The organism is Bradyrhizobium sp. BR 1433 (genome assembly GCF_051547665.1).
GTDB classification, from domain to species: domain Bacteria; phylum Pseudomonadota; class Alphaproteobacteria; order Rhizobiales; family Xanthobacteraceae; genus Bradyrhizobium; species Bradyrhizobium australafricanum.
The window spans coordinates 2965910-2989912 of record NZ_JBPUGG010000001.1 but is presented as its reverse complement, the minus strand read 5'-3'; the positions used below and the strand labels follow the sequence as shown (position 1 = coordinate 2989912).

Annotated in this window: 16 protein-coding genes; 13 read left to right on the top strand and 3 right to left on the bottom strand. The window is 58.9% G+C overall.

Going from position 1 to position 24003, the window contains the following annotated elements; translation table 11 throughout:
- Positions 1–58 precede the first annotated feature (58 nt).
- The 7 genes from ACSKB9_RS14780 (at position 59) to ACSKB9_RS14750 (ending at position 16045) form a co-directional block, all read left to right on the top strand.
- On the top strand, positions 59–955 hold the full coding sequence (locus ACSKB9_RS14780; protein WP_438074018.1) for a serine/threonine-protein kinase: 897 nt from the start codon (positions 59–61) through the stop codon (positions 953–955).
- 314 nt (positions 956–1269) lie between these two features.
- Positions 1270–2109, top strand: a complete 840-nt coding sequence (locus tag ACSKB9_RS14775) for a sulfite exporter TauE/SafE family protein (protein WP_438074016.1) — start codon at positions 1270–1272, stop codon at positions 2107–2109.
- 747 nt (positions 2110–2856) lie between these two features.
- A complete protein-coding gene (locus tag ACSKB9_RS14770; protein ID WP_438074014.1) occupies positions 2857–3063 on the top strand; it encodes a cold-shock protein in 207 nt (68 codons plus the stop codon).
- 2762 nt (positions 3064–5825) lie between these two features.
- Positions 5826–6059: a hypothetical protein gene (locus tag ACSKB9_RS14765; protein ID WP_411782077.1), complete on the top strand. Its 234-nt coding sequence runs from the start codon at positions 5826–5828 to the stop codon at positions 6057–6059.
- A gap of 284 nt (positions 6060–6343) precedes the next feature.
- Entirely contained in the window at positions 6344–12697 is a 6354-nt protein-coding gene (locus ACSKB9_RS14760) for a shikimate kinase (protein WP_438074012.1), read from the top strand.
- Between the two features lie 384 nt (positions 12698–13081).
- On the top strand, positions 13082–14644 hold the full coding sequence (locus ACSKB9_RS14755) for an alpha,alpha-trehalose-phosphate synthase (UDP-forming) (RefSeq protein ID WP_438074010.1): 1563 nt from the start codon (positions 13082–13084) through the stop codon (positions 14642–14644).
- A 363-nt stretch (positions 14645–15007) separates the two neighbouring features.
- A complete protein-coding gene (locus ACSKB9_RS14750; protein WP_438074008.1) occupies positions 15008–16045 on the top strand; it encodes a YopT-type cysteine protease domain-containing protein in 1038 nt (345 codons plus the stop codon).
- 851 nt (positions 16046–16896) lie between these two features.
- Here the strand turns inward: ACSKB9_RS14750 and ACSKB9_RS14745 are convergent.
- The 3 genes from ACSKB9_RS14745 to ACSKB9_RS14735 form a co-directional block, all read right to left on the bottom strand.
- Complete coding sequence (locus tag ACSKB9_RS14745; protein ID WP_438074006.1) at positions 16897–17076, bottom strand: HrpF/NolX family T3SS translocon protein; 180 nt, start codon at positions 17074–17076, stop codon at positions 16897–16899.
- A gap of 10 nt (positions 17077–17086) precedes the next feature.
- A complete protein-coding gene (locus ACSKB9_RS14740) occupies positions 17087–18244 on the bottom strand; it encodes an HrpF/NolX family T3SS translocon protein (RefSeq protein ID WP_438074004.1) in 1158 nt (385 codons plus the stop codon).
- 62 nt (positions 18245–18306) lie between these two features.
- Positions 18307–18675 (bottom strand): hypothetical protein, encoded by a 369-nt coding sequence (locus ACSKB9_RS14735; RefSeq protein ID WP_438074002.1) that lies wholly within the window; start codon positions 18673–18675, stop codon positions 18307–18309.
- A gap of 657 nt (positions 18676–19332) precedes the next feature.
- Here ACSKB9_RS14735 and ACSKB9_RS14730 point away from each other — a divergent pair.
- From ACSKB9_RS14730 to sctV, 6 genes are all read left to right on the top strand, one after another.
- On the top strand, positions 19333–19518 hold the full coding sequence (locus ACSKB9_RS14730; protein WP_411782082.1) for a hypothetical protein: 186 nt from the start codon (positions 19333–19335) through the stop codon (positions 19516–19518).
- 210 nt (positions 19519–19728) lie between these two features.
- Positions 19729–19881 carry a hypothetical protein gene (locus ACSKB9_RS14725; RefSeq protein ID WP_438074000.1) on the top strand — a complete coding sequence of 51 codons (153 nt, stop codon included), beginning with the start codon at positions 19729–19731 and terminating at the stop codon, positions 19879–19881.
- A 135-nt stretch (positions 19882–20016) separates the two neighbouring features.
- The gene (locus tag ACSKB9_RS14720) at positions 20017–20907 is read left to right on the top strand and encodes a SctD/MshK family protein (protein WP_411782084.1); all 891 of its coding nucleotides are present in this window, start codon (positions 20017–20019) and stop codon (positions 20905–20907) included.
- 23 nt (positions 20908–20930) lie between these two features.
- The gene (locus tag ACSKB9_RS14715; RefSeq protein ID WP_438073998.1) at positions 20931–21443 is read left to right on the top strand and encodes a hypothetical protein; all 513 of its coding nucleotides are present in this window, start codon (positions 20931–20933) and stop codon (positions 21441–21443) included.
- A gap of 2 nt (positions 21444–21445) precedes the next feature.
- The gene (locus tag ACSKB9_RS14710) at positions 21446–21892 is read left to right on the top strand and encodes a histidine kinase (protein WP_438073997.1); all 447 of its coding nucleotides are present in this window, start codon (positions 21446–21448) and stop codon (positions 21890–21892) included.
- On the top strand, positions 21873–23993 hold the full coding sequence (gene sctV / locus ACSKB9_RS14705; RefSeq protein ID WP_438073995.1) for a type III secretion system export apparatus subunit SctV: 2121 nt from the start codon (positions 21873–21875) through the stop codon (positions 23991–23993). Before ACSKB9_RS14710 ends, sctV begins: the two co-directional genes overlap by 20 nt.
- Positions 23994–24003: the final 10 nt, after the last annotated feature.

Below are 24003 nucleotides of genomic sequence, written 5' to 3'. Positions count from 1 at the left end.
TGCAAGAGACAACCGACGATACCAATACGACCGTCGATCACTTGGCTGGGGCTACACAGTGAATCCAGCTGCGCCCCTGGGATACGTGCTTGGCGGTCGTTTCGACCTGCTAGAGGTGATCAATGAGGGGAGCGCCAGTACAGTCTATCGTGCGATCGATCGGATCGGCCTGTGGGCGCGCGAACAAAATCCAGAAGTGGCAGTGAAGGTCATTCACCCGCATTCGAAGATGCGCCAGAAATCTGTCGAGCTGCTGCATCGCGAGGCGCGCCTTTTGCGTAGCTGCATGCACCGAAATTTGGTGCAAATCTACGATTCCGATTACGACGGCAAGTATCACTACCTGGTTATGGAGCTCCTCAAGGGGCCTTCGCTAGCGGACATCCTGGCCGATCGTCAGGGACAGCCGCTGTCGCCCTCGCTATCCTTTCAGATCGTCCGTGGTGTCGGGCAGGCGCTCGCGCATATGCACCGTCTAGGCATCGTCCATGGCGACCTCAGACCAGCCAACATCGTCATAACTTCGACGGGCGAAATCAAAATTCTGGATTGTGGGACAGCGCTCATGCTCGACGTTCCGGCGCAAGACGATAGGGCCAGAGCCATACTCGACCAAATCGGCCTGCTGACACCGGCATATGCCTCGCCAGAGCTGTTGATGAGAGAGCCGCCAGCAGAGAGCGACGATGTCTATTCTCTCGCGGTGGTGGCCTATCTGGCCCTGACTGGCGCCCATCCTTATGCGCAGCGGGCAGCCGATGAGGCACTCAAGGTGAACCTCACACCGGCACCGCCACGGACCATTTCGCCAGTGCAATGGCGGGTGCTCGCTTCAGGCCTCGCCCTTAAGCGCCGCGACCGTATCGAGACAGTCGACGAGTTCGTCCAGCGCCTCGGCCACCCGCCCTGGCGCTACCGGTTGTTCGGCCAGGGCAGTACTGGCCCGGTGGCTTAGTAGGCTGAAGTTTACATGATTGGGCAGTCAGGATCGACGGCGGCAGGCGCTCTCCTTGAGTGCTCATCGCTGTTCGCTAGCGAGACCCCACGCTGCTGATGGGGCGCCCGACTCAGCACCGTGATCCAATCGATTTGCTGGTTCCTTACGATGATTTAGCCTTGCGATCATCCGCACAAGAACGGCGTTTTGGATGTCGGTTGCCGACAAGGGTTGTCGGCCTTCGAACATGACGCGGCTTCATTTGAAGCGGGCCGTCATTCGCCGCTGAGCGCCAGGTTTCGCAGCGCGCTGAAAGATCACAATGACGCGCAATGCGTGCCAATTACGTGCTGCTCTTTGCGAAAGCTCAAGTGAGCCAACCAGCAAATGGACTAGCATGGACCTTGTTCTCTCTTGTCTCCAGGCCATTCCGGACCATGCAGTCTACATTGCTCGTCACCGTGTTGATAGGCTTGGTCTCACTGTTGTACTCGACCGCCGGCCAAGTTGGGGGAACAGCATTTCTCGCAGTCATGGCCTTTGCAGGCCTTTCGGCCGAGCAGATGCGCCCGACTGCACTTGTCTTAAACGTTGTTGCCGCCAGCTATGCGACTTGGAGGCTGCATCGGCACAGAAAGATTGAATGGAATCTGCTTTGGCAGATCTCGATTCCGTCAATGTTGACGGCCTTCATCGGCGGGCTGCTGGCGATCGGCGGATCGCTCTACCATATCATGACCGGTACGCTGCTGATTGCAGCCTCGTTCTTGATGTTGCTCAAGCGTCGTGTCGGTCATGTCAAGCATCCTCAGGTGCCGCTTGGTCGTGCCGCGCTGGTAGGCGCTGCCACGGGCCTGCTCTCCGGATTCACGGGAATTGGCGGTGGCGTCTTTCTCGTCCCACTGATCCTGATGCTTGGTTGGGTCTCTCCGAGGCAGGCTGCTGGGCTCTCACCGCCATTCATCCTCTGCAATTCGGTAGTCGCGCTGGTGGGGGTGCTGCTGTCCGGTCAGTCAGTGAACCCAGAGATTGCCATCTACATATGCGGTGCGGCTCTTGGAACCATGCTGGGAACCTGCATCGGGCTGCGGTGGATGAACGATTGGGCCACGCGATATGTTCTTGCGACCATCCTGTTCTTTGCAGGCGTCAGGCTGCTGTTATCTCGGTAAGGCAATGCCCAAATTTACGCCTTTCTGTCTTGCCTTCCCCGCTTTCGTGGCGGCTTGAGGGTGATTTTTTTTCATTGCACGTGAGCGCGTCCACCTGGGGCGTCAGCGTCATGGATGTAGCATTCGCGGCAGACGTCGAAGCCCACGAATTGCAGCAGGCTGCATCACGACGTGTTCTTCTCCGAGAGTTCGCTGATCACATCCGGCAACAACAAGGTCACCGAGACCATCGATTCGGTCGGCGCCAGGGGCGACATCTACGAGGGCGTCTGACGCCGCCGATTCGAAGATGTCATCGTGATCATCGCGTGCCTTAGGGCTGGATACGACGATAGACGTCAAAACGCATACGCTCCACGAGGTCGTGCGCACCTGCTTTACGGTTGCCGGCGACGCGGATCGAAGATCCGGAGGGGGCTCATGAGGAGATCTGTCGCAGGCAGCGCAGGATACGACCGTGGCCGGATTCTCTCCAGGTGGAGGTGATGCCATAAGCTATCGATAATCAGATTGGCGCTCACGGTCCATGAGTATTGTTGCGCTTGTGCGAAAAGATGGACGAATCCTCTGCGCCTTTGGCTGGTGACCGCCTGATGGAGCTAGGTCCGGCGCTAAGCGAGATGGTCCGCTCCAATGGACATCTGGCTTTGCCTCCGCGCATAAGCCTTGCCAAACGGACGCAACCCGGGGCTTGTGCCCCTGCTGGAGTTTGGCTAGATCGCAAGGGTTCATTTTAGGAGTTTGATAATGGCAATTGGTACTGTGAAATGGTTTAAACCGAGCAAAGGTTATGGCTTCATCAAACCGGATGATGGTGGCCCCGAGGTCTTCGTACACATGCGTGCCGTTGAAAAGGCTGGCTACCCGGATCTCGCGGAGGGGGCGAAGATCAGCTACGAACTGAAGACCGGCAGTTCGGGTAAAGCGTCTGCTGAGAACCTGCGACTTGGGTGAGGTCACCCTTATAGAGACATGCTGGAGGATACCGCCGTCGCGAGCCGCGGTGTCCGAACCTCAAGAAATCAGCATGCAAGCGCGGTCGGAAGCCGTTCAGATCATTGTGATCGCGCCGGCGCGAACTCCTGGCGGATTGTGACCGAAAGAGACGGCGCTTGTGCAAAAACGTGACGATCTGTTCGACAGAACGGTCGAGGCCTTCGGCAGCCCTGCGGACCAAGGTGAAGTCATTGGCCCGTGCCGAACATCTCGCTCTTTGCAGAGTATCCAACGGATCGATATCAACGCACATGGTGGTGGGACCGATGCGATCGGCAGCTGCCAGAACATCGGCTGGACCGATAAGGCATGAGGCACTGGCGCGGTCGAGCGCAGCACTCTCCCTTGCAAAAGCCGCGCGTTGCCGTCTGGGATCAAGGCCACGAAGGGTATAAGGCGCCCTTGCATTCGGGGCGCAACTCCGCCGGTTTCGCCATTGAAGCGGCAACACGCGGCGCGTTTCGGATCGCCTGCGAGGCGCCGAGCATGTTCCGCTTAAGAAGACGAGGCGCGCTTTCGCTCAGATTTGCGAGCTTTCAAGGCACGACGTTTCATCGTCGCCGTAAGCTTCTTTGTTCCTGGTGTGTTGGGTGCAAGGCGGACGCTGCCGGTCCCCGAAACAAATTGACCACCCTTGTCCATTCGTTTCATGCCGTTCTCCAATTAAATAGCCTTATGCCGAATCTCGGATTTCGAAGTAGCTCTAAGGACCAACCGCTAGCGAAAAATCACATCCGTCGCCATTGCATTTGATCTTTCGATCAGCGGCTTATGTGCTTACCGTAAACGAAAAGCAGAAACAAGCTTTCGGGGAAACACGCATTGTACGATCCGGACGCGGATCGCGTCATCATGTCCGAGCGCGCGCCAGCGTCGATATGCCCCGATGCAGAATGACCTACGGGATCGATAATTCTTTTCATGACGCGCAACTCGATGATCTATGATTAAAGGAATGGTCGCAATAAACTCATATAGCAACCGGTCATTGTCTCATTGAAGCGATCAGCGCCCGCACAGAGAATTTCGACGATGCTGGTTGTCGCATTGTCCGTCGCGGCCAAATCAGATCTTGCGAGCGTCGCGTTTTTCGAACCTTTCGACCTGTGATCCTGCAACGACGATAGTGCTTCTGAACTTGCTCTGTGGATTCATCATCAGGCAGTCGTCAACGCTCCCCCACAACATCTGCCAAAGCCGGCGACCACTCGCGCTAAGATCGGAGAATCCTGCGTTCGCCGTGGGTTTCCTGGATCCTGCTGGAGTTCGTCAGCTGTTCGTAAGCAAACGCATCGAGGATGCGTTAGGTGGGGCAGTCAACAAACGCAAAACCTTCGATCGCGATGGGCTCATAGCTGATTTTGACCGAGGTATTGGCCTTCCGTCGATTTCTCAAACTGCGAGCGCCGCTGGCCATCCAACAGAGCCGAGCTTGGCTCGGGTGCGCGTCGCCGCAAAGCCTATGACGGAAGAGCGACGAAAGTCCATGAGGACCACTCACGCGACATAGAGCGCAGAGCTTGAATTCGGACCCTGCGTCAAGTTGTACAGTCCGCGCAGACATGCCCGCGAAAGCACTGACGAATGAAGCAACCGTTTTCTTTTGTACTATGTTCTACTTTCGGTTTGCTGGCCCTAATCGGAGTTGCGCTTGCTGTCCGTCGCTCGACTGCACCATACACGATACTGATCGCGAGCCAGCCTCTAGGTGATCGGAATGGGCACATCATTGTCAGTCTTCAAGACGCCTGTCGCCTTGCCGATCGGCAATCGAAGGGCGCAGGAATCACGGCAATCGGTCAGCAAATGGGCAGCGAAAAAGGGACGTACTTGGCTCCGCTTGACGTTCACCGCGAGCTCGAAGTCTCTTGTGCCTAAAGGGGAGCATGCAATTCAAAGAGCTCCGCGTGTTTGGCGGTCGCTGATTCGGCGAGCCCATTCGGTAACTCATCAGACCACGAGGATAGCGGTCGATAGCCGACAAGTGGCTGTCGCACTCGTCAGGGCAGGGCATCCAGGTACATTGGATAAAGATAATGAGACGCATTGACGAGCGCGACAAGTCGCCCATTTCGGAATTTGGTGCCGCTGAAGGTCGAGGCGCTGACGGTTCTAGCGCTGAACCGGCTTGTGCTCCTGGTGAAGAGGGGCCATCGTTCGGTTCCATTGTGGATCGGATGCGGTCCGAGCTTCAGGATTCAGGTCCTTCGGATTCTCGCAGCATGCAGCGCGACAGCGGTGCAGGCCGATTTGCTGCTCCCTCCTCCGGTGCACATCGGCTCCTCGGGGTCGCGTTGCAGGCCGCAATCGGTGGAAGTCGTCGTCGTTTGCGCTCCTTGCCGGAAGCCGGCTCGTCGCGAACTGATGGGGAACTGCCGCGCGATGATCCAGAGACGGAAAGCCCGCTAGGGCGCCCTCTCCCGTCGCACGGGGGGGCTGGACCAGGAGGGGGCGCGTCCACGATGCGTCTGCCCAGAGTGTCCAAACCCCGGGCCCGCAGCGGCCTTATAGAACGTACAGTGGGAGACCAAGGCGAGATGCGGGCTTCTCGCATCCGAGTGGCGAGGAGTTCTGGCGCGACGATCGAGAGGCTGAAAGCTCGCACGCGAGCAGACGCCCACTGGACACGCAGTCCGTGTCTGAGAGAAGTGATAGACTGGGAAGGTGCGTAGCCGATGCGCCTGCGCAACCATTCCAGCCTGGGAGCTCGGAGCGAGCCCATGGACCTGATCGTGGCGCAGCCAATCTGGAAATTAATCCATCGGCTTCGGATGGCGACCGGCGACGCGCCGATCGGGCCACTGACCGCCCGCCAACAGCCAGGCTGGCGCCGTATGGCCAATCCATCTCTGACCGAAGTGGCCGAACCGGGAGGTCGCATATCGACAATGCTGCCGCGCAGAATGTCCAAGTTGGAATACCGGAAAGGCATTCTAGACGTTCAGATGAACTAAATGCCGCCTTAAGGGAAATCGCCAGCGCTCGCGACATCAGCGTTTTCTCACGCGCAGTTGTACGTTACAGCAAGCAGCTGGGAAGGCAGGATCTTTCAGACTTTCTGCAAACCGCAGCTGGCCGTTTCGATGCTCGATTTGTGCCGCTGTTGGAGGAAAATATCCGGTCCTCGTGGGGATACGCCACGACATGCAATGAGCTGAGCCGGGAAGCTGGAGGTGAGGCCGGCATAAGAGCTTGCCAGGCCTTAGCGGTTCGGTTGTCGCGCCTCGACAAGGCGCTTATGAAGCAAATCGATCCCATCGCACTTTCTCTGTTCGCATTATCGTTCGGCCGACATTCCTCGGCGGCGAGCTGTCGCGAGGCTGCCGTCGCAATCGCCGGTGAGGTGCCGTACCAGCTCTCGCGTTTTGACCCGCAGGCGCTTTCAAACCTGGTGAACGGTTTCAGCAAATGGCCAGGCGCGTCGGACTGTCGCGAGGCTGCCGTCGCAATCGCCGGTGAGGTGCCGTACCAGCTCTCGCGTTTTGCTCCGCAGGCGCTTTCGAACCTGGTGAACGGCTTCAGCAAATGGCCGGACGCGGCGGGCTGTCGCGAGGCTGCCGTCGCAATCGCCGGTCGGGTGCCGTCCCAGCTCTTGCGTTTTGCCCCGCAGGAACTGGCGAACCTCGTGAACGGTTTCAGCAAATGGCCGGACGCGGCGAGCTGTCGCCACGCTGCCGTCGCAATCGCCGGTGAGGTGCCGTCTAAGCTCTTGCGTTTTGAGCCGCAGCACCTGGCGAATCTGGTGAACGGTTTCAGCAAATGGCCGGACGCGGCGGGCTGTCGCAAGGCTGCCGTCGCAATCGCCGGTGAGGTGCCGGCCAAGCTCTTGCGTTTTGACCCGCAGCACCTGGCGAACCTGGTGAACGGTTTCAGCAAATGGCCGGACGCGGCGGGCTGCCGCGAGGCTGCCGTCGCAATCGCCGGCAGGGTGCCGTCCCAGCTCTTGCGTTTTGACCCGCAGGCGCTGGCGAACCTGGTGAATGGTTTCAGCAAATGGCCGGACGCGGAGGGCTGTCGCGAGGCTGCCGTCGCAATCGCCGGTCAGGTGCCGTCAAAGCTCTTGCGTTTTGCCCCGCAGGAGCTGACGGACCTGGTGAACGGTTTCAGCAAATGGCCGGACGCGGCGGGCTGTCGCGAGGCCGCTGTCGCAATCGCAGGTCAGGTGCCGTCCCAGCTCTTGCGTTTTGACCCGCAGGCGCTGGCGAACCTGGTGAACGGTTTCAGCAAATGGCCGGACGCGGCGGGCTGTCGCGAGGCTGCCGTCGCAATCGCAGGTCAGGTGCCGTCCCAGCTCTTACGTTTTGATCCGCAGGCGCTGGCGAATTTGGTGAACGGTTTCAGCAAATGGCCGGACGCGGTGGGCTGTCGCGAGGCTGCCGTCGCAATCGCCGGTCAGGTGCCGGCCAAGCTCTTGCGTTTTGTCCCGCAGCACCTGGCGAACCTGGTGAACGGTTTCAGCAAATGGCCGGACGCGGTGGAGTGTCGCGAGGCTGCCGTCGCAATCGCCGGTCGGGTGCCATCCCAGCTCTTGCGTTTTGCCCCGCAGCACCTGGCGAACCTGGTGAACGGTTTCAGCAAATGGCCGGACGCGGTGGGCTGTCGCGAGGCCGTCGTCGCAATCGCAGGTGGGGTGCCGTCTCAGATCTTGCGTTTTGACCCGCAGGAGCTGGCGAAGCTGGTGAACGGCTTCAGCAAATGGCCGGACGCGGTGGGCTGTCGCGAGGCTGCCGTCGCAATCGCCGGTCGGGTGCCGTCCCAGCTCTTGCGTTTTGACCCGCAGGCGCTGGCGAATCTGGCGAATGGTTTCAGCAAATGGCCCGAAGAAGCATTCACGGGCCAAGCGACGGTCGCAATCGCTCGTGAGGTCCGTCGCCGTGGCCATCAACTGTCCCATTTTACTCAGCAGGCGCTGGCGAATCTGGTGAACGGATTCAGCAAGTGGTCGGAAGACCCGGACACTTGCCAAGCCGCGGCCGTAATCGCGGGTGAGGTCGGTCGCCGCGCGCTCTCCGATTTCACGCCGCAGCAGATGGCACATCTGATAAATGGCTTCAGCAAGTGGCCCGACGACGCAGCGTGTCACCGGGCGCTGGTGGATGTCGCACGCGGACTAGGCCGGGCAGGCCAACGCTTCGGTACCTTCACGACGCCTCAGTTCGGCATGATCGCCAATGCCCTGGGGCGAAGTATCGTGAGAGGAGAGGAGGCGGGCGAGATCACAGAGACCGCTCTGCTGAAGGATCGCTTGCATCAGCTGGCCCATCACCTTCACTACGACAATGATCGGCTGGAGCAGAGCGATGTTCGGACCCTCGCCAGCATTTTCAAGGCCTTGGCGAAGGCTCGTCTGTTCGAGGATCTGGGCTCACTCGCCCCGACCGGGTTGGATCGGCTCAACGAACTGCATCGTGCCCCTGGTTTTGCCGCCGAGAATAACCTCGAAACCATAGGCAATCTCTGTGCCGCGCTGATGCCGCTGGCGCGCAGCGCGCACCTGCGCTGGCACCGCAGAGTGGCCCTCCACTTGCTGAACGATCTCCAGCCGGTCGTGGAGCAAAAGATCGCGGCGCACTTCAATGCAAGCGCGGCAGAGCGAACCCGTGGGCCGCTCGCCAGTCGCGGTCCTGCGCTCTCGATCTATCAGATGATGAAGGCTCGTGCGGTCCTGGCGAACATGTTCAAGCGACCGGATATCGAGGGCAAGAAGGCCGATTTGCGCAAGAGGCAGCAAGAGCTGCGGCACGGTACCAAAGAGACCCTGGCCAGGACGCGCGACCTCATCCAGGGCGATCTTTCCAATATGAGCTGGAACCTGATCGCGCAAATCGAGGCGGAGAGCCCGGTCGATGCGCTGGACGCATTCGTCGAGCAGAACGCCGCAACGATCCAGGACAAATATCCTGCGTCCATATTCGATGTTCACGAGGTATTGCGAGCCATGGATCACGAGCCGAGGCCCCCACAGGGCAACGCTGGTCTGATGCGGTTGCCGGTGGTCGACCTGCAGGGACGGCCTCTGGCCACGGATCCCGAGACACGATACTCGATCTTTCATCGGCTGACCTCAGGGGCGATCGAGGTGGTCGCCGTCCAGCTGCCAGCAAAGCCGAGCGCCCTCATGCTGGCGCGCACGTTCACGTATAAGGGGGTGCCATACCGCATGGACCTGTTCGGCGGCAGCAAGTTGAAGGCACCAAAACCGACCGTGCTCGAGATCGCCGCCCGCGCTCCAGCCAAGCCGGCAATAGCATCTTCGGCAGGAAAGCTGCTCGCCATTCCCTATGCCGAAACAGCTCCGGGCACGTCTTTCGAGAAGCTGATGCGCGCCTGGGCGCCCTTCAAAGAAGCCTATTGGTACACTCAGCGTAGGGGATTTGCGGCGCCCCCCGCAATCAAGGATCTCGGCCCTCACGACTACGCGCTCGAGGGCGCCTTCAAGCTGTTGCTGGCGCCAGACCGCCCGGCCAACGAGGCGCATCCCTTCAGACTGATTGGACCGGAAGGCCCGATTGCTCTGCGACCGCATGACGGCTGTGGCTTCATCAAGGCCTCACTCGCCGAGCGTATGCTCGCCGTTCGCCGTGCCGGCCCGAAGGAAGGTTCCGATCGGATGCCAGCCTATGGCGAAGCAAGCAGATCGTTCGTACCGGCCTCGGCGCTGCAACATTATCCGCGTAGTGAGCGAGTGGCGGGCGAGGCGCGCGAGAAAGCCAAGGCTTGGCTGGAGAGCAGAGGAGGGGAAAGCCTGATAGGCGAGCATCTTTTTCGTATGGTGACAGCAGGCCACATCGATGGATCCGGCGCGGTTGCCGTCCCGTCCAGTGACGATTACCTCCATGTGTCACAGCGCAAGAGCGAGACGTTGACGGGAACGGGAGGCGTGCTGATCGGGCGGTCGCCCTATGACAATCCCAACCTGCGCCCGCTTGACTACAAACGCGTCAAGTCAGCAGCTGATGGGGACCCGACTGCGGCATTCCTCGATAGATGCGTGGCCATGCAATACAGCTTCAGCGTCGCTGAGAAGTCCCGGGAGCAACTGGCGGCCGACGATCCGAGCTTCTTTGCCAAAGGCATTCTGATTGTGGTGCCGGACGAGCTGTGGCCGGCCGACTACGCCGATCGTGGCCTGGTGATGTCGGCTGAGGACGTCAAATGCCATTCGAGCTGGACCGAGCGCAAGGACCGCGTCAAGGCGGACACGCTGGTCGACTGCGTCGGCATCCTGCAGGCGACCGAGGTGTTCGCTCCCGGCTCGTTGGTCGCCGTCCCGACCGGTGAGCAGAAAAAGCTCGACGGTGATTTCGACGGAGATACGATTGTGATCGTCGGTGACCGGCCGCAGCTTTATGAGCATGTTCACCTGTTCGATGACAAGGAGCAAGCCCGCGGGGTTCGCTCGCTCAAACCACCAAAGTCGCATACGCCGGCAATCGAGGGCAATGATTACAAATTCAGTCGTGCCAGCCAGATCCTCGCGGCGACGCGGGATACTTTGGAGACTTATAGCGGCCTGCAGCGGAGTTTTCTGGCGCAATCCCATCAAGCACGACGTTGGTTTGCCGAGCGCGCCGTGTTTGGAACTTTCGAGGGGTTTCATCACGAACTTCAGCGCGACATCCGTCAATTACTGACCCAGGAGCAGGTGAGCGCCCAGGATGTCGAGCACATGCTCGACAGAGCGAGGCCCGAGATCAAGCTTGCAGACCATGCAGTCGCCCACGAAATTGCCGAGTTCCTCGTCACCGACCTTGAGGCATGGGCAGCAAGCATGGATGAGCAGGTGCTGCCCGAAACAGTCGAAGGCGCGCGCGATACCAAGCTGACGGTGAGCCCGGCGCTTGCAGAGCTTTTTCCAAACCTGGCGGAGACCTATCCGGCGGCCACTCACCCGCGCGAGCGTATCCAGGCGCTGCTAGACAACTATCCTCCGCGCATCAGTCCACGGCCGGATGGGTACATTGCCGATGACCTCGTGCAAAGCGCAGGCAACCTCCTGAGCCTCGGCATCAAGGTCGGAACGGACGCCTTTAAATCCGACACCAGCGTCCAGCTGTTTATGAAGAAAAGCCAAGGGCTCCAGAGCCTCCTGCAGCAGGCGCCAGGCCTGAAGTCGGTGCCCTATGTCAAGAGCCTGGCGGCGACCCTCAATCACGGGATGTTCAATGTCGACACGACTTTGGAGGATCTGAAGGACAATCCCACATTGGCGGCTTCAATCATGGAGGCCTCGATCAATCTTGCTGCGGAGAAAGGGATTTTGCCTCGCCCCTTTGACCGGCAGCCTGCCGAGGATTGTGCCATCAAATTGACGCTAACTCGCGAACTGGCCTCGGAGCGCGCCCAAACCGAGGTGGCGCGCGCCGCAGTCGAAGAAAAGGCGATCACTGCGGTGGCGCTTCAGGTTGCCAAGGATCTCCGGCAAACGGGCATCGATGTGAAGATGCCCCATCTCGGCCGTCGATTGAAGACAGAAAGCTCCCTCAGAGACCAGCTTATGGTTGTGAATGATGTCCCCGAAGGCGCCTCACAGCTGATCAGCAACGCCGTGCGCCATGTCTTTGAAGTGCCCGATAAGGATTTTGCAAAGGCCTTCCGGAAAGCCATTCTGTCGTTTGAGAAGCAAGGCTACACCGAAATCAGCACAGCAAACTGGTTCAGGATGAGCGCTCCGACCTTTGTCGGCATCAAGACTGTGCTCGCCACGCCGGATGGTTACCGCTTCGAGGCGGAGTTTCATACGCCGGGCAGCTACAAGGCCAAAATGGCCAATCACAACACCTATAAGGAACTCCAGCGACGAAGCAGAAGCGATACACCGGATCCCGCCAAGATGGAGCAGCTCGCGCAGCTCACGCGCGAGGTCTGCAAAGAAGTTGCGATCCCGGAGGGTGTCAGAAACATTCCCCACTTTTCAATCGAAGGGGCGCGTGCAGCTGGCGTCGGCGCGGCCTTTGCGCTGCGATCTGGCCAACAAACAGGGACGCCCGAGGGATCACCGACTGCAAAGGATGTTGTCGCCGCCCTCGACGGCCGGCCGATCGTGCTCGTCGGCATGCCCGGCTCCGGCAAATCCACTATCGGCCCATATCTTGCGCGAAGACTAGGGCTGCCTTTCATCGACTCCGACAAAAAGATTGAGGCGATGACTTGCATGTCGATCACGGACATTTTTTCGAGCAAAGGGGAGCAGTATTTCAGGAATTTCGAGGCCAGTTTGATCGCGGAGTCTCTCGAGCGGGGACCCGTGGTGCTCGCCACCGGTGGCGGCGCGTTCATGCATGAGGAGACGCAGCGCCGCGTGGCCAAGAAAGGGGTCTCGATCTGGCTCAATGCCGACGCGGGTGAGATCAGGAAGCGCCTTGCTCGTGACACCACCCGCCCGCTGTTGCAGACCGAGGACCGGAGGGACAAGATCACGCAATTGATCCGCGAGCGCGAACCGTTCTATCAACTTGCCGATCTCACCATCGTCCCGGGACGGCGTAACAACAGGAGCGCGGATCAATGCGTGGTCGCGCTGCATGCCCATCTTTGCGGCGAGGCGAGCGCGGACCGGATACCGGCCAATGTCATGGGAGCGGTACTGTGACCTCGTCGCTCACACGGTTGATTGTCGATATCGCGCGCACTGATCGGTATGAACAGTCTCTTCGCCTCGAGTGGGCACACCCCTTGAGCCAGGCGAAGCCCGCCCTGCTCAGTGCTGTCGTATCAACCTCGTCCGACAATTCAAACGGGCCGAGCCAGACCGGCCATCTCGAAACGGCAGAGGTGCCCCACATGAACGTGGCACGGGCGACCTAGGTCTCGTCAGCTTCTCGAAAGATCGAGCTGCTAACATAAGAAAGGGGCAGTCCCGAGCTAGCCGTTCTGATTGCTCAATCGGAGGTCTAGAATGGACCCATCTAGTGTCAATTTCGCTGCAAGTACAGCTTCTCCTCGCACGTCGCGCGCCAGGACGGAACAGCTGAAAGTGAGCCAAGCCGCTTTTGAAGCGCATCTGAGTGAAGCCGCACAGAGGCGGCCGATACAAGCCGATCTAGAACGTTCCCGTCATAGTGTCTTTGCCCGGTATGAGGCCGGCAGCGGCTTGGCGGCCCAGCAGCCGGATATGCAACTTGTCCTTGTTTCCAATCGTGTATCGAGCTTCGGCCCAGGCAAACCAAAGACGGGTGGACTTGCCGCGGCCCTCGAGCCGGCCGTTGAACGATCTGGCGCCGTTTGGATGGGGGCCTCGGGAACACTAACCGACGGCAGTGAGCAGCTAACCCCTCTTGAGCAGCACGGCAAAGGTCAAGTTGCAAAGGTAGATCTGCCGGCCGCCCACTACGCCGGCTTCTATCATGAATTTTCGAATTCTATTCTGTGGCCGGCGCTTCATTCGCTGACCGAGCGGATGTCACCTGCATCGGAAGAGCATTATAACAGCTATTGCGAGATCAACCGCGCTATGGCACGCGCCCTGTCATGCCTTAGAAAGCGCGACGCAATCTGGGTGCATGATTATCATCTCCTTTCCCTCGGCAAGGAGCTGCGCGAGCTCACGATTGAGCAGCCGATCGGCTTTGTCCTACATACGCCATGGCCGAACCCTGATGTGATTGAGAAGGTGCCCCATCATCTCGATCTCGTGCAATCCATGTTGGCGTACGATCTTGTCGGCTTTCAGACCCGCTGGGATCTGAACAATTTCCTGTCGTGCCTCCAAGTACATCTTGGGATGGAAAGCAGGAGCGATGTTGTGATCTCGGAGCGAGGCCTCACGCGTTGTCAGGTGTTTCCGATTGGTATCGATCCGAAGCAGTTCGCAGAATACGCTGTGGAGTCGCTCGCGGAATACCGACAGGAGATCTCGTCGATCCAGGACAAGCTCAACTGTACGAAACTGGCAATCGGCGTGGATCGCCTCGACTATACAAAGGGCATCGACAACCGGATCAAAGCTCTCGACCTGCTGTTGACAAACAAACCGCACAGCATCTCGCTCCTGCAGATTGGGACGTCGTCGCGCGCCGATATTCCAGCATACAGTGAATATCAGCGCGATATCGCCAGCCTCGTCGAAGACGTCAATCTTAAGCATGGAACGGACGACGGCTGCGAGCCGATCAGCTACAGGAAGGGTCACTTCTCGCAGGTGGAGCTAGCCGGGTTTTACCGGACCGCCGATGTTGGTGTGGTGACGCCGTTGCGTGACGGTATGAATTTGGTGGCGAAAGAGTATGTTGCTGCGCAAGATCCGAACGATCCGGGCGTGCTAGTCTTGTCGAAGTTCGCGGGGGCGGCCGAGGAGCTCAACGAAAATATGGCACTGCACGTGGATCCGACCTCTCCTGACGACATCGCGGCGGCGATTTCAGCAGCGATCGAAATGCCGCGCGAGGAGCGCATCGAGCGCTGCGAAGCGATGATCAACACAATTGAGGCGTATACGATCCATGACTGGTCGAAGGAATTCGTTCGCGGGCTCTACCCCAGTCGAGTGGCAGTGCCAGCCGATCAGTTCCGATATCTCGGCTTCGGTTGGCTCAACTAGGCCCAAGTGCCCATGTACGCGACAGTGGAGGAGTTAAATGTCGCGGTGAAGCATGTACAGGACACGCGCTGGATCTTGCCTTGAGAGTGCGTGCAGGCCAAAGCGGAGGCGAGCCCGATTGATCAATTTGGGTTCTGATCAAAAGGCCAATCCACATTCAGCAGCTCGTTTGTTCAGTGCTTGATCTTTCGGCAAGACAAGCGCAGCGCATTCCTGCTTCCTTCTATCCACGATCCGTCGCCAACCTGGTCTAGCGGACATGCGCCATCGCCTGGTACGCGCAAGCACCTGCTAGAACGGGCAGACTGCCTGCCAGGATGGCCATCGTCGCGCTCGCTGGCCGAAAACGTTGCCGTCTTCGTCATGCTCGCTAAGCTGGGCAACGCCTGCCCGTCAGCTTCTCATCAGCTTGTCTGGGTATCATTCACAGCACCGCCTTACCCACTGCGAAGAGACCCACGCCAAAGGGAAGCGAGCATCGCCATGCATAATCGAATCGGTGGACCATCCACACGTCCGAGCCAAACTCACGAAGCTAGTGAGCCGGTGGACAGCGACAGCTTTCGACAGATTCTTGCGGGTGTGTCGTCCAGATCGATGACAGATCCACATGCGAATTCGTCTCCGGGGCCAACACGGCCGCGCTCGATCGTTTCCGAGCCTCCTATCATAGAATTCGAAAGGCTTCCATTTGGCACAAACAGGCAAAATCGTAGGCCGCGGACGAGGCTGCCACCTGGAGAATTGCCCGACAAAATGGGATGTTGCGTCAGCACACCCCAGGCCACCGATCCACACAATCCCAGCACGTCCTCTCCGGCGAGGCCGAGCAACTCAGTGTTCCAATACCGGACGGCCGAATTGCATCAAGCCAATGTGGACGGCATCTGCGTCGGATTAGCTGCGGAGTGGCTCGGCATTCTCAGCCACAGTCCATCAACTCGAATGGATGCGCTAGCACCCGGATCGCGAATGCATGACTCAGCGGCTGTGCGCCAGGAGCGGTATATAGACTTCAAGAGAGAGTTGCGAGGGCGGGGAGCAGGAGCTTCTCAGGCAGACATTGAGGCACAAAACCGCGTTTTTCGGGAAGCAAATTTGGATCCATCCGGAAAGGAGAAGGTATACGAATTCGGCGAGCGTTCGAGCCTCTTGCGCATGGTGAGGAAAATCACCGACGGCGGATCGAAATATTTGCTCAGTTTGTATTTCGCCGACGGCGGCTCACACGTCGTTGCAACGGCAACGCTGGATGGAAGGACGACACTCTTCGATCCGAATTATGGAGAGTTTACTGCTCAACCAGACGAGATGGAAGGATTGCTTGAAAGCCTCGCCAATCGTTACAGGAACCCCAACGGGCGGCAGTTGACGACCATCACCACACAAAAAATAAACTGAGGTCGGCCCTGCAGGCGGCAGGCGATCAGCTCGTTCCGTAAGGGCGAACAACTATATCCATCCCCCCAGCCTTGCTGCACAAAGCGCCGGAACAGGAGATCTCCGCGCGGGCAGCAAGGCTCGAGGGCTTGTGCAAATCGCGAGCGAGCCGCTCGCATTTGCCTCGGGACAGAGCTGCACAGGCCCATCCCGACGGCTCGGATATCAGTCCAAGAGCTGGTCGCAGGGCGGTCTCATGACGAGCCGCCTCTGTCGCCTGATATGGCATCATGTCTTGTCGAAACTCTAGACCGCTGTCCGCTTGGCGAGATGGCTAGGTCGGGAAGACCGCTCAAGATCTAGGTCTAGGCCTTCAAGATCGTCTTCCTTTCGTTCGCCGCAGACACGGCTAGCGCTCATCCTGCGCTTTGAGCGGCGCTACTTCGGGTCGCACAATCAGCGCCGGCTGCAACCGAGCGCATCGCGCGCCCAGTCAGCTTGGTCTTGAGAAGCTGCCTCTGGGCTTTTACAGAATTTGCGCATGCGATGGTGCTGTCGCCTAAGGAAGATGACACGATCCTCGCAGTGGCGCCGCAAGTGCCTGGGCGACGCCTGGTGCTTCTGCGGCTCGCGAAGGGGCGACCTCGCGGTGACGAGACGAGGTCTCAAACGCGCGGTCTTATGCAGCGCGCGCGTTCGCATGCAGCGTCAAATCTTGCGCGCCTCTGTCATGCAATGGGCGAACTCCAAGCCGCAGGCTGTCAGCGCAACTCGCCTGTCAGCTTCCAGGACGAGGCCTCGCGGCGACCTAGCTCGGAACAGCTGCGGCTTGCATGGGTCCGGTCTCAAGGCGGGCCTTCAGGTCGTCCAAATCAGTTCTGGGCATAGGATTGCGCCTGCGAGACCGACAGGTCGATCCCCCTGGTTGCGGCCTCTTCCAGAACCTTCTTTGCGAGACCTTCGCGCAGCGCCAACTTGACCTCGGGCCCGGAGATACAGCCAACGGCCTGCGCCGCAAGATTGATGCCGACCTCTTTCAGCGCCTTCTTCATATCGCCCCCGCTAATGGCTGTGTGAAGAAGGTTCGCTGCTTGCGAACTCCAACTCGAGTACCATCGATATGGCGTCGGCCACTTCGCCCAAGGCGGGAATGAAGCCGAGCACGCCGACCGCCGTGGCCGCTAAATCAAGCACCTTCGTGCCTACCTTGAGCACGTCGTCGACCACATGCATGATGGCTCCGCCATTCTTTTTCGCAGATTTGATATCGGGTTGGTCGTCCACCCCCATCATCATGTCCGCAACCGCGCGTTTTTCGGCGGCGGTCGTCGGGACATGGGTCTTGGTCTGCTGAACGGTACGGTTCGCAGTCGACATGTTGCCGTAGAAGTGCGTGAAGTCGTTGTTGCTTATGTTACCGGAATCGACCGTATGCCCGCCGCCGAAGTCGGTGATCTTATGATGGGTCTTGTAGCCGGTGATCGAATTGTTCAGTAACCCAAACAACAGCGGGTCCGAAAGCAGCTGTGACGCTGCTTGGCGTACGTCCGGATCGAGACTCTTGTCGTCCGCCATGCTCGACAGCTTCTCTCGTGTCAGGTCGCCTTTCCCGAAGAATGCGGATTGATTCTTGTTGATCGTGTCGAGCGTGTCGAGTTCGCTCTGTGTCAGGTTCATCGACGATGAAGCGACTTGCAGGAAATCCTCTTTATGGACTTTATCAATCGCGCCACCGTACAACTGCTTCCAGGCGTCGGTATGGTCGAGGAAATATTGAGCCGCCGCGATCACCTGGGGCGGACACTTGCCGGTCTTGGCGTTGCCGTCGACGATCCTCTTGAAATCGTCCAGACTGAGATTCTTAGGCAGGTAATCAGAATACCGGTAGAGTTCGCGCAATGCATCATTCGCGGTCATGGCCGACGGTTGTCCATTTCCGGCACCGTCGGATGAAATGTAGTTCTGCTCGTAGCTGTGCGCCTGCCGCTCCTGGAATGCAGCAACCTGTGAGTGGCTGGCAGAGAACTCGGACAGATCATTCGCCTTGATCTTGCCCCCGCAGCGGCCGTCGCCCTGGGAGCCGATCGCATAGAAGAGCTCCGGGTCCTGCCGCAATTTGTTGATCGCTTCCTTCAGATCCGGTGGCGTCGAGGGGTCGTCGGCCTTTTCTGCCAACGAATCCCAGCTCAGCGGGCATTGGTCCTTGTGCCGGTTCAGCACTGCGACGATCTCCAGCTCGGAATTGGTCAGCGTGCCGCCATTCCATGTGATCCTCGAGCTTGCTACCGGAGCGGTCGCGACCTCAGGTGCGGCAGCAGACGCAGCCGGGGCCGATTCGTCGACGGAAGAGGAGTTGGCTGAGGAAGAAGGAAGCGAGTCTTCTCCAATGCCTCGATCGCCGCCTTCACATCCGCTGGCAGCTGGTCCAATGGGTCCTGCGGCACCGGCAGCTCGGGCTGCAGCGGATCCGTTGACGTGGAGGGGACATCGGATTTCTCTTGCCCCGAACTGACGGACAACATCGCCTCGAAGATCGAAGGTTTGCCTTCCCCGATCTGGTCGGATGGTCGCAACGCCGACGAAGTCCCCGGTACAAGTCCAAACTGAGCTGGATCCACACTGGCGGGCAGTGAAAAGCTATTGAGCTGCATCTGAGTTCATTTCCATTGTGGTCAATCGGTGACATCGGCGATCGCAAGAACGACGCGGTCATGCCAGACTAGGGGGCCGACCTTTCGAGAAGCTGACGAGTTTGAAAGGCTCAGGTTGAGCCAATCGCGGTCAACTTCGATTTATCTTGGAGAGGCGCCGGCGTGCTCATAGCTGTCATCTCCGACCCAGTAATGTCATCTCCGGCCCAGTGCGCGCAACACGACACTGTCCTGATGGGTTTGGAGGAGCTTCCAGTCATCGCAAATGAAAATCGTCGCGAAGCCGCGAAGCGCCATCACCGCCGAGTTCCGCGGCGGCATTTCGAGCAGCGCGCGGTTTTGCCTGTGCCTTGCCATCGCACGATTGAGCGTCTGATCCAACGGGTGCGATGGAAGTGTGGTGGACGGGGCGCCAGGACTGTCTGGTGCTGAGTAGGAGATGTTGTAAAATTAGGTTCACGCGGTCGAGAACTCCTTCGGTGCAGCCCGGCATGTACCCGTGAAGCCGCCCTCTCGCCTCAGGTTGATGTTGGTCCTGATATAGAGATCGTTGTCGAATCCGTCAGCTTCTCGACAGCTAATCCCGCTAGCGTGAGCAATGTGGGTCACTCGGTGGCGATGCCACCTTTCTGATGAAACCGAAGTGAGAGGCAGCAGATGGCCGGCGCAATCGAAAGTGTGGTTCACACCAATCTTGATAGTGACGCTTCGCAGTCCGTGGATCAGCGTCGAGAATTCGAATCAGCTTTTGGTTCGGTTCTTGCCATGGTCGCGGTGCAGAGTATGGAGCGAAACATGGCAAATCTTCACGAAACGGTGGCTGAAACAGAAGAAGATGCCTGACGCCGAATCGCGACGTCAGGGACCGTCGCCAGCAGTGGCGGCAATTCAAAGGAAGGTGAAGCGATATGGTCAACAAAGTAGGTGGTTCTGGTTCTCATGGTGGTGACACCGCCGATACCAAGACTGACAACAAGGCTGACAACAAGGCCTCAGGTTCCGGTGGTGGTGGTACCACGACGTCTACCGCCGCATCAGGAGCTGGTGCCGTAATTGATCAGGTCGGGGGCGGCAACTTACGAGGCGCTGATCACGCAGTTGAAGGCCGTCAACCTGCAATCCATGGTGCAGGACATGCGCTTGCGCGCCCTGTCGACCGAGCTCTCGAGTGAAAAGAAGGCGGCGAGCGAGCGCGCCAACGGGTAAGCCTGGAAGCGGGGCGTGTCCTCGCCCCGCTTTTCCAGTCGTGGCGGCGATGGCGCGCGCCGTGAGTAGTGACGGTCTTCGAATGCACTGTACGGCAATGCCTGCCGTGCTCCCCCTAGGTTTTGAGGATTGTCCGTGAATGAGGCTGCCTCCTTCCACTTCGAGGTGCTGTCGGGAGTTTATGCCGGGCTGAGCGGAAAAGCGGCTGCCGGGACGAGCCTTATCGGCAGTGGCGTCGACGCAGATATGATCTTCGTCGAACAAGGGCTTGAGCCGCATCACCTTCGTGTCACCCTCGTTGGTAACTCGATCGAGATCGAGGCCCTTGCACCCATAGGCACTATCGAGGGCGAGGGGGATGTTGGCGCAGGTGAGCGCGTTGTTCGTTCTCTTCCGGCCGTTGTCCACGCGGGCACGATGTCTATTCGCTGGTCGATGCAAAATGCGGTCGAGGCCGGTTCGATCAGCCGATCGCGCTTGTCGATCTCGGCGCTGGCCATCGTGTTGCTCGGCATTTTCGGTATTGGTGCTCTGACGACCGCTTTATCCAAAGGCGGCGGAGGTGCACCAAGCGCCAGTGCGGCGCCCGCAGCCGAGACTGTACAAAAGCGCATTCCGAACCGACCTGATGAGCGGCGTGCCCAGGACACAGCCGAAATGTTGAAACAGGAGGTTGATAAGGCCGGCCTGCTCGACATCAGGATCGGTTCGGGCCCGGGTTTTGTCAGTGCTGAGGGAACAGTCACTCCTGCAACAGTTGTGAAATGGCAGGAACTCCAGCAATGGTTCGATCGTCGTACTGATGGCGCGCTAACCTTGGTGAACGGAGTGCGGGTCAAGGAGGACAAGCCGCCTTCTCCAATCGCTCTCGAAGCTGTTTGGCACGGAATCCAGCCCTATTTGCTTATCGGCGGGCAGAAATATTTCGTCGGTGCTCTGTTGGCTGACGGATGGTCGGTTGATCGAATCGAGGAAGGGCGCGTGCTGCTAAGTCGAAATGGCCGGTTTGCCGCCGTTCCCTATTAGCGCGAAGGAAAATTGGAGAGCCCATGTCAAAGCTGTCCCGCCATGATGTCGGGCCTGGCACTGTTTCGCAGAGACTCAACGAGGACCGTGCACCGGTAATCGACCTCAGCAAGACCAAGATCGACGGTACTCCCGCAAATGATGAGAATCAGCAGGCGTCGATCTGGCGGGAGCTGAACGCGTCGCATTTGCCGCTCGATGTGACGATCAACGCCCTATCGGAGGCCAAAGATATTGATGCAGTCGGGCGCGTCAGTCTCAGCAAGATGCGCACCCGCGGCAATGATGTCGAGGGGCTGACGCCGCGCCACGAGAGCGATATTGCGCATGATCTGCTCGCCTTCGTCACACCTCGGCTGCGCCATCCGGACATGCTGCGGGCAGAGCGGTACGGTGTTCTTCTGGAAAGTCTTGCTCTTAAGCTCTCGGCCGCGCCTGCGGATTCGATCGCGGGCGAAGGTATCGTCGTGCTGCGGCAAGCACTGCAGTGGCTGATCCTGCTCCGGCAGAACCGGAACAGCTTGATCGAAGCCTAGCCATGGTCACCTGTGATGAAGCGCAGCAGCCGGCGACGGACGTTTCCAATGCCGCTAACGTGTCGCTGAGTTCCGGGCAAGAGCGCGATTTGGTCTGCGCACTTTCCTATCTCCATCTTGCATGTGGGCAGGGCGCAGAATGCGTTGCTCTGTTGCAGCTGATCGTCCGCGACAACTCGCGAGACGTCGATCTGCTGCGGATTCTCGCCTACGCCCTCATCTCGGAGGGCCTCGGCGATCAAGCGCTGCGAATTCTGGACAGACTGGATACACTTGATGACGAGCCGTCTTCGCGCACCCATTTGATGCTGTTACGGAGCCATGCCCTGCGGCGAGCAGGCCGTATGGACGAGGCGCGCGCCGTCTTCCAAGACTATGTTTCGTTGCGCGTTGGCACAGTTCTTATCACACAACCATCAGAGGGACTCCATGACCAACGTCCTGCGTAGCATCATTGCGCGCGCGTCGGCCAACTCCGACCTGATGGTTGCGTTGATGCTGCTTCTGACGGTCAGCATGATGATCATGCCGATCCCGCTTGTAGCGATCGATACGCTCATCGGCTTCAATCTGGGCATCGCCATACTGCTGCTGATGGTTGCTCTTTACATCAGCACCCCGCTCGATTTCTCGTCCTTGCCGAGCGTCATTCTGATTTCCACGGTATTCCGTCTGGCGCTCACCATCTCGACGACGCGGCTGATCCTGGCTGATGGGGATGCCGGCAGCATCATTCACACGTTCGGTGACTTTGTCATATCGGGGAATATCGTCGTCGGCATTGTCATCTTTCTAGTCGTAACCATGGTGCAATTCATCGTCGTCGCCAAGGGCGCTGAACGCGTGGCGGAGGTGGCGGCGCGCTTCACGCTCGATGCCCTGCCAGGCAAGCAGATGGGGATCGATGCGGAGCTGCGCAACGGTCATATCGATCAGAAGGAGGCCCGCGGTCGGCGCGCTGCATTGGAGAAAGAAAGCCAGCTCTACGGGGCCATGGACGGCGCCATGAAATTCGTGAAGGGTGACGCCATCGCAGGGTTGGTGGTCATCTGCATCAACATGCTGGCCGGGATCACCATCGGCGTGCTCTCCAGGGGAATGTCTTTCGCGGAGGCGTTGCATCAATATACCCTGCTGACGATAGGTGATGCGCTTATTTCGCAAATTCCATCGCTACTGCTCTCGATTACAGCCGGAACGATCATCACTCGCGTAAATGGATCTACCCAGCTCAACCTTGGTAGCGATATCGTCAACCAGCTCACCGCCAATGCTCACGCCTTGCGACTGGCCGCCTGCGTCTTGGTTGTCATGGGGATCATCCCGGGTTTCCCGTTGCCGGTCTTTTTCGTCTTGGCCGCGGTCTTTGCGGCAGCGAGCTTTGCCGACGGTGTGGTCCAAAGCGCCAAGAAAGACGCTGATGTCTCTAGTCCGGTTCCCGCACAGCCTCACAAGCAAACGGTGCCGGCGGAAGCGCTTCCCGTTGCGTTATTCCTCGCACCCAGTCTGATACAGGCGATCGACAGGGACGAATTGCAGCAGCACATTGCACGGGTTTGCGGATCGGTCTCAACAGATCTAGGCATCACGATTCCGCGCATCCCCGTCGAGGTCGACGAGCGCTTGCCGAAGTTGGTGTTCAGGGTGGATGTCGAGGGCGTGCCGGTCGATCAGGATTATATTGATCCAACGCAGCTCGTGCTCAACGATGATCTGGCCAACATTGAATTAAGCGGCATCCCATTCCGGCATGAGGCGGAGACGGACAGAATCTGGATCGAACAAAGCAATCAATCGGCCCTCAAAGCGGCCGGCATCGGGTATCGCCGTCCAATTGAGATCCTGGCCTTGCGCGTTAATTCGGCGTTGACCCGCCATGCCCCGTGCTTAGTGGGTATTCAGGAGACGCGTCAATTGCTGGCTCGAATGGAGATCGAATATTCAGATCTGGTGAAGGAGGTGTTGCGTACGACGCCAATCCCCAAGATAGCCAACGTCCTGCGGCGCCTGCTGGAGGAGGGAATTCCGATCCGCAATACAAGGCTGGTCTTGGAAGCATTGGCTGAATGGAGCGGACGAGAGCAAAACGTCGTCTTGCTCACTGAATATGTTCGCTCGGGCCTGAAGCGGCAGATTTGCCACCGCCATGCCAACGCACACCGTGTCGTGCCCGTCTTTATCATCGAACGGCAAACCGAGGAGGTTGTTCGCGGCGCTGTGCGCGATACGCCCAAAGGACCCTACCTGACTTTGACGGACGGTCAAAGCGAGGCGCTGCTTTCAAGAGTGCGTCAGATCCATTCGAACATGGTTCGAGGTCAGGCCCGCCCAGTTATCCTTGCTTCGATGGATGTACGGCGCTTTGTCCGCGGTTTTCTCACCCGCAATGGGATCGATCTTCCTGTTCTATCCTATCAGGAGCTTGCCCCCGACTTCACAATCCAGCCCGTTGGATCAATCACACTGACTGCTGCGAAGAACAATGCTCCGTTGGAGCAACCTCGTAACATGATCGCTGCAGCCGACAAATCGGCCCAGCAATCGATCTGAGAAGGACCGC

Coding starts and splice junctions, on each gene's coding strand:
- ACSKB9_RS14775 (WP_438074016.1), top strand. CDS start 1,270: ATGCGTGCCAATTACGTGCTGCTCTTTGCGAAAGCTCAAGTGAGCCAA.
- ACSKB9_RS14770 (WP_438074014.1), top strand. CDS start 2,857: ATGGCAATTGGTACTGTGAAATGGTTTAAACCGAGCAAAGGTTATGGC.
- ACSKB9_RS14765 (WP_411782077.1), top strand. CDS start 5,826: ATGGACCTGATCGTGGCGCAGCCAATCTGGAAATTAATCCATCGGCTT.
- ACSKB9_RS14760 (WP_438074012.1), top strand. CDS start 6,344: ATGAAGCAAATCGATCCCATCGCACTTTCTCTGTTCGCATTATCGTTC.
- ACSKB9_RS14750 (WP_438074008.1), top strand. CDS start 15,008: ATGCTCGCTAAGCTGGGCAACGCCTGCCCGTCAGCTTCTCATCAGCTT.
- ACSKB9_RS14745 (WP_438074006.1), bottom strand. CDS start 17,076: ATGAAGAAGGCGCTGAAAGAGGTCGGCATCAATCTTGCGGCGCAGGCC.
- ACSKB9_RS14735 (WP_438074002.1), bottom strand. CDS start 18,675: ATGCAGCTCAATAGCTTTTCACTGCCCGCCAGTGTGGATCCAGCTCAG.
- ACSKB9_RS14730 (WP_411782082.1), top strand. CDS start 19,333: ATGGCCGGCGCAATCGAAAGTGTGGTTCACACCAATCTTGATAGTGAC.
- ACSKB9_RS14715 (WP_438073998.1), top strand. CDS start 20,931: ATGTCAAAGCTGTCCCGCCATGATGTCGGGCCTGGCACTGTTTCGCAG.
- ACSKB9_RS14710 (WP_438073997.1), top strand. CDS start 21,446: ATGGTCACCTGTGATGAAGCGCAGCAGCCGGCGACGGACGTTTCCAAT.
- sctV (WP_438073995.1), top strand. CDS start 21,873: ATGACCAACGTCCTGCGTAGCATCATTGCGCGCGCGTCGGCCAACTCC.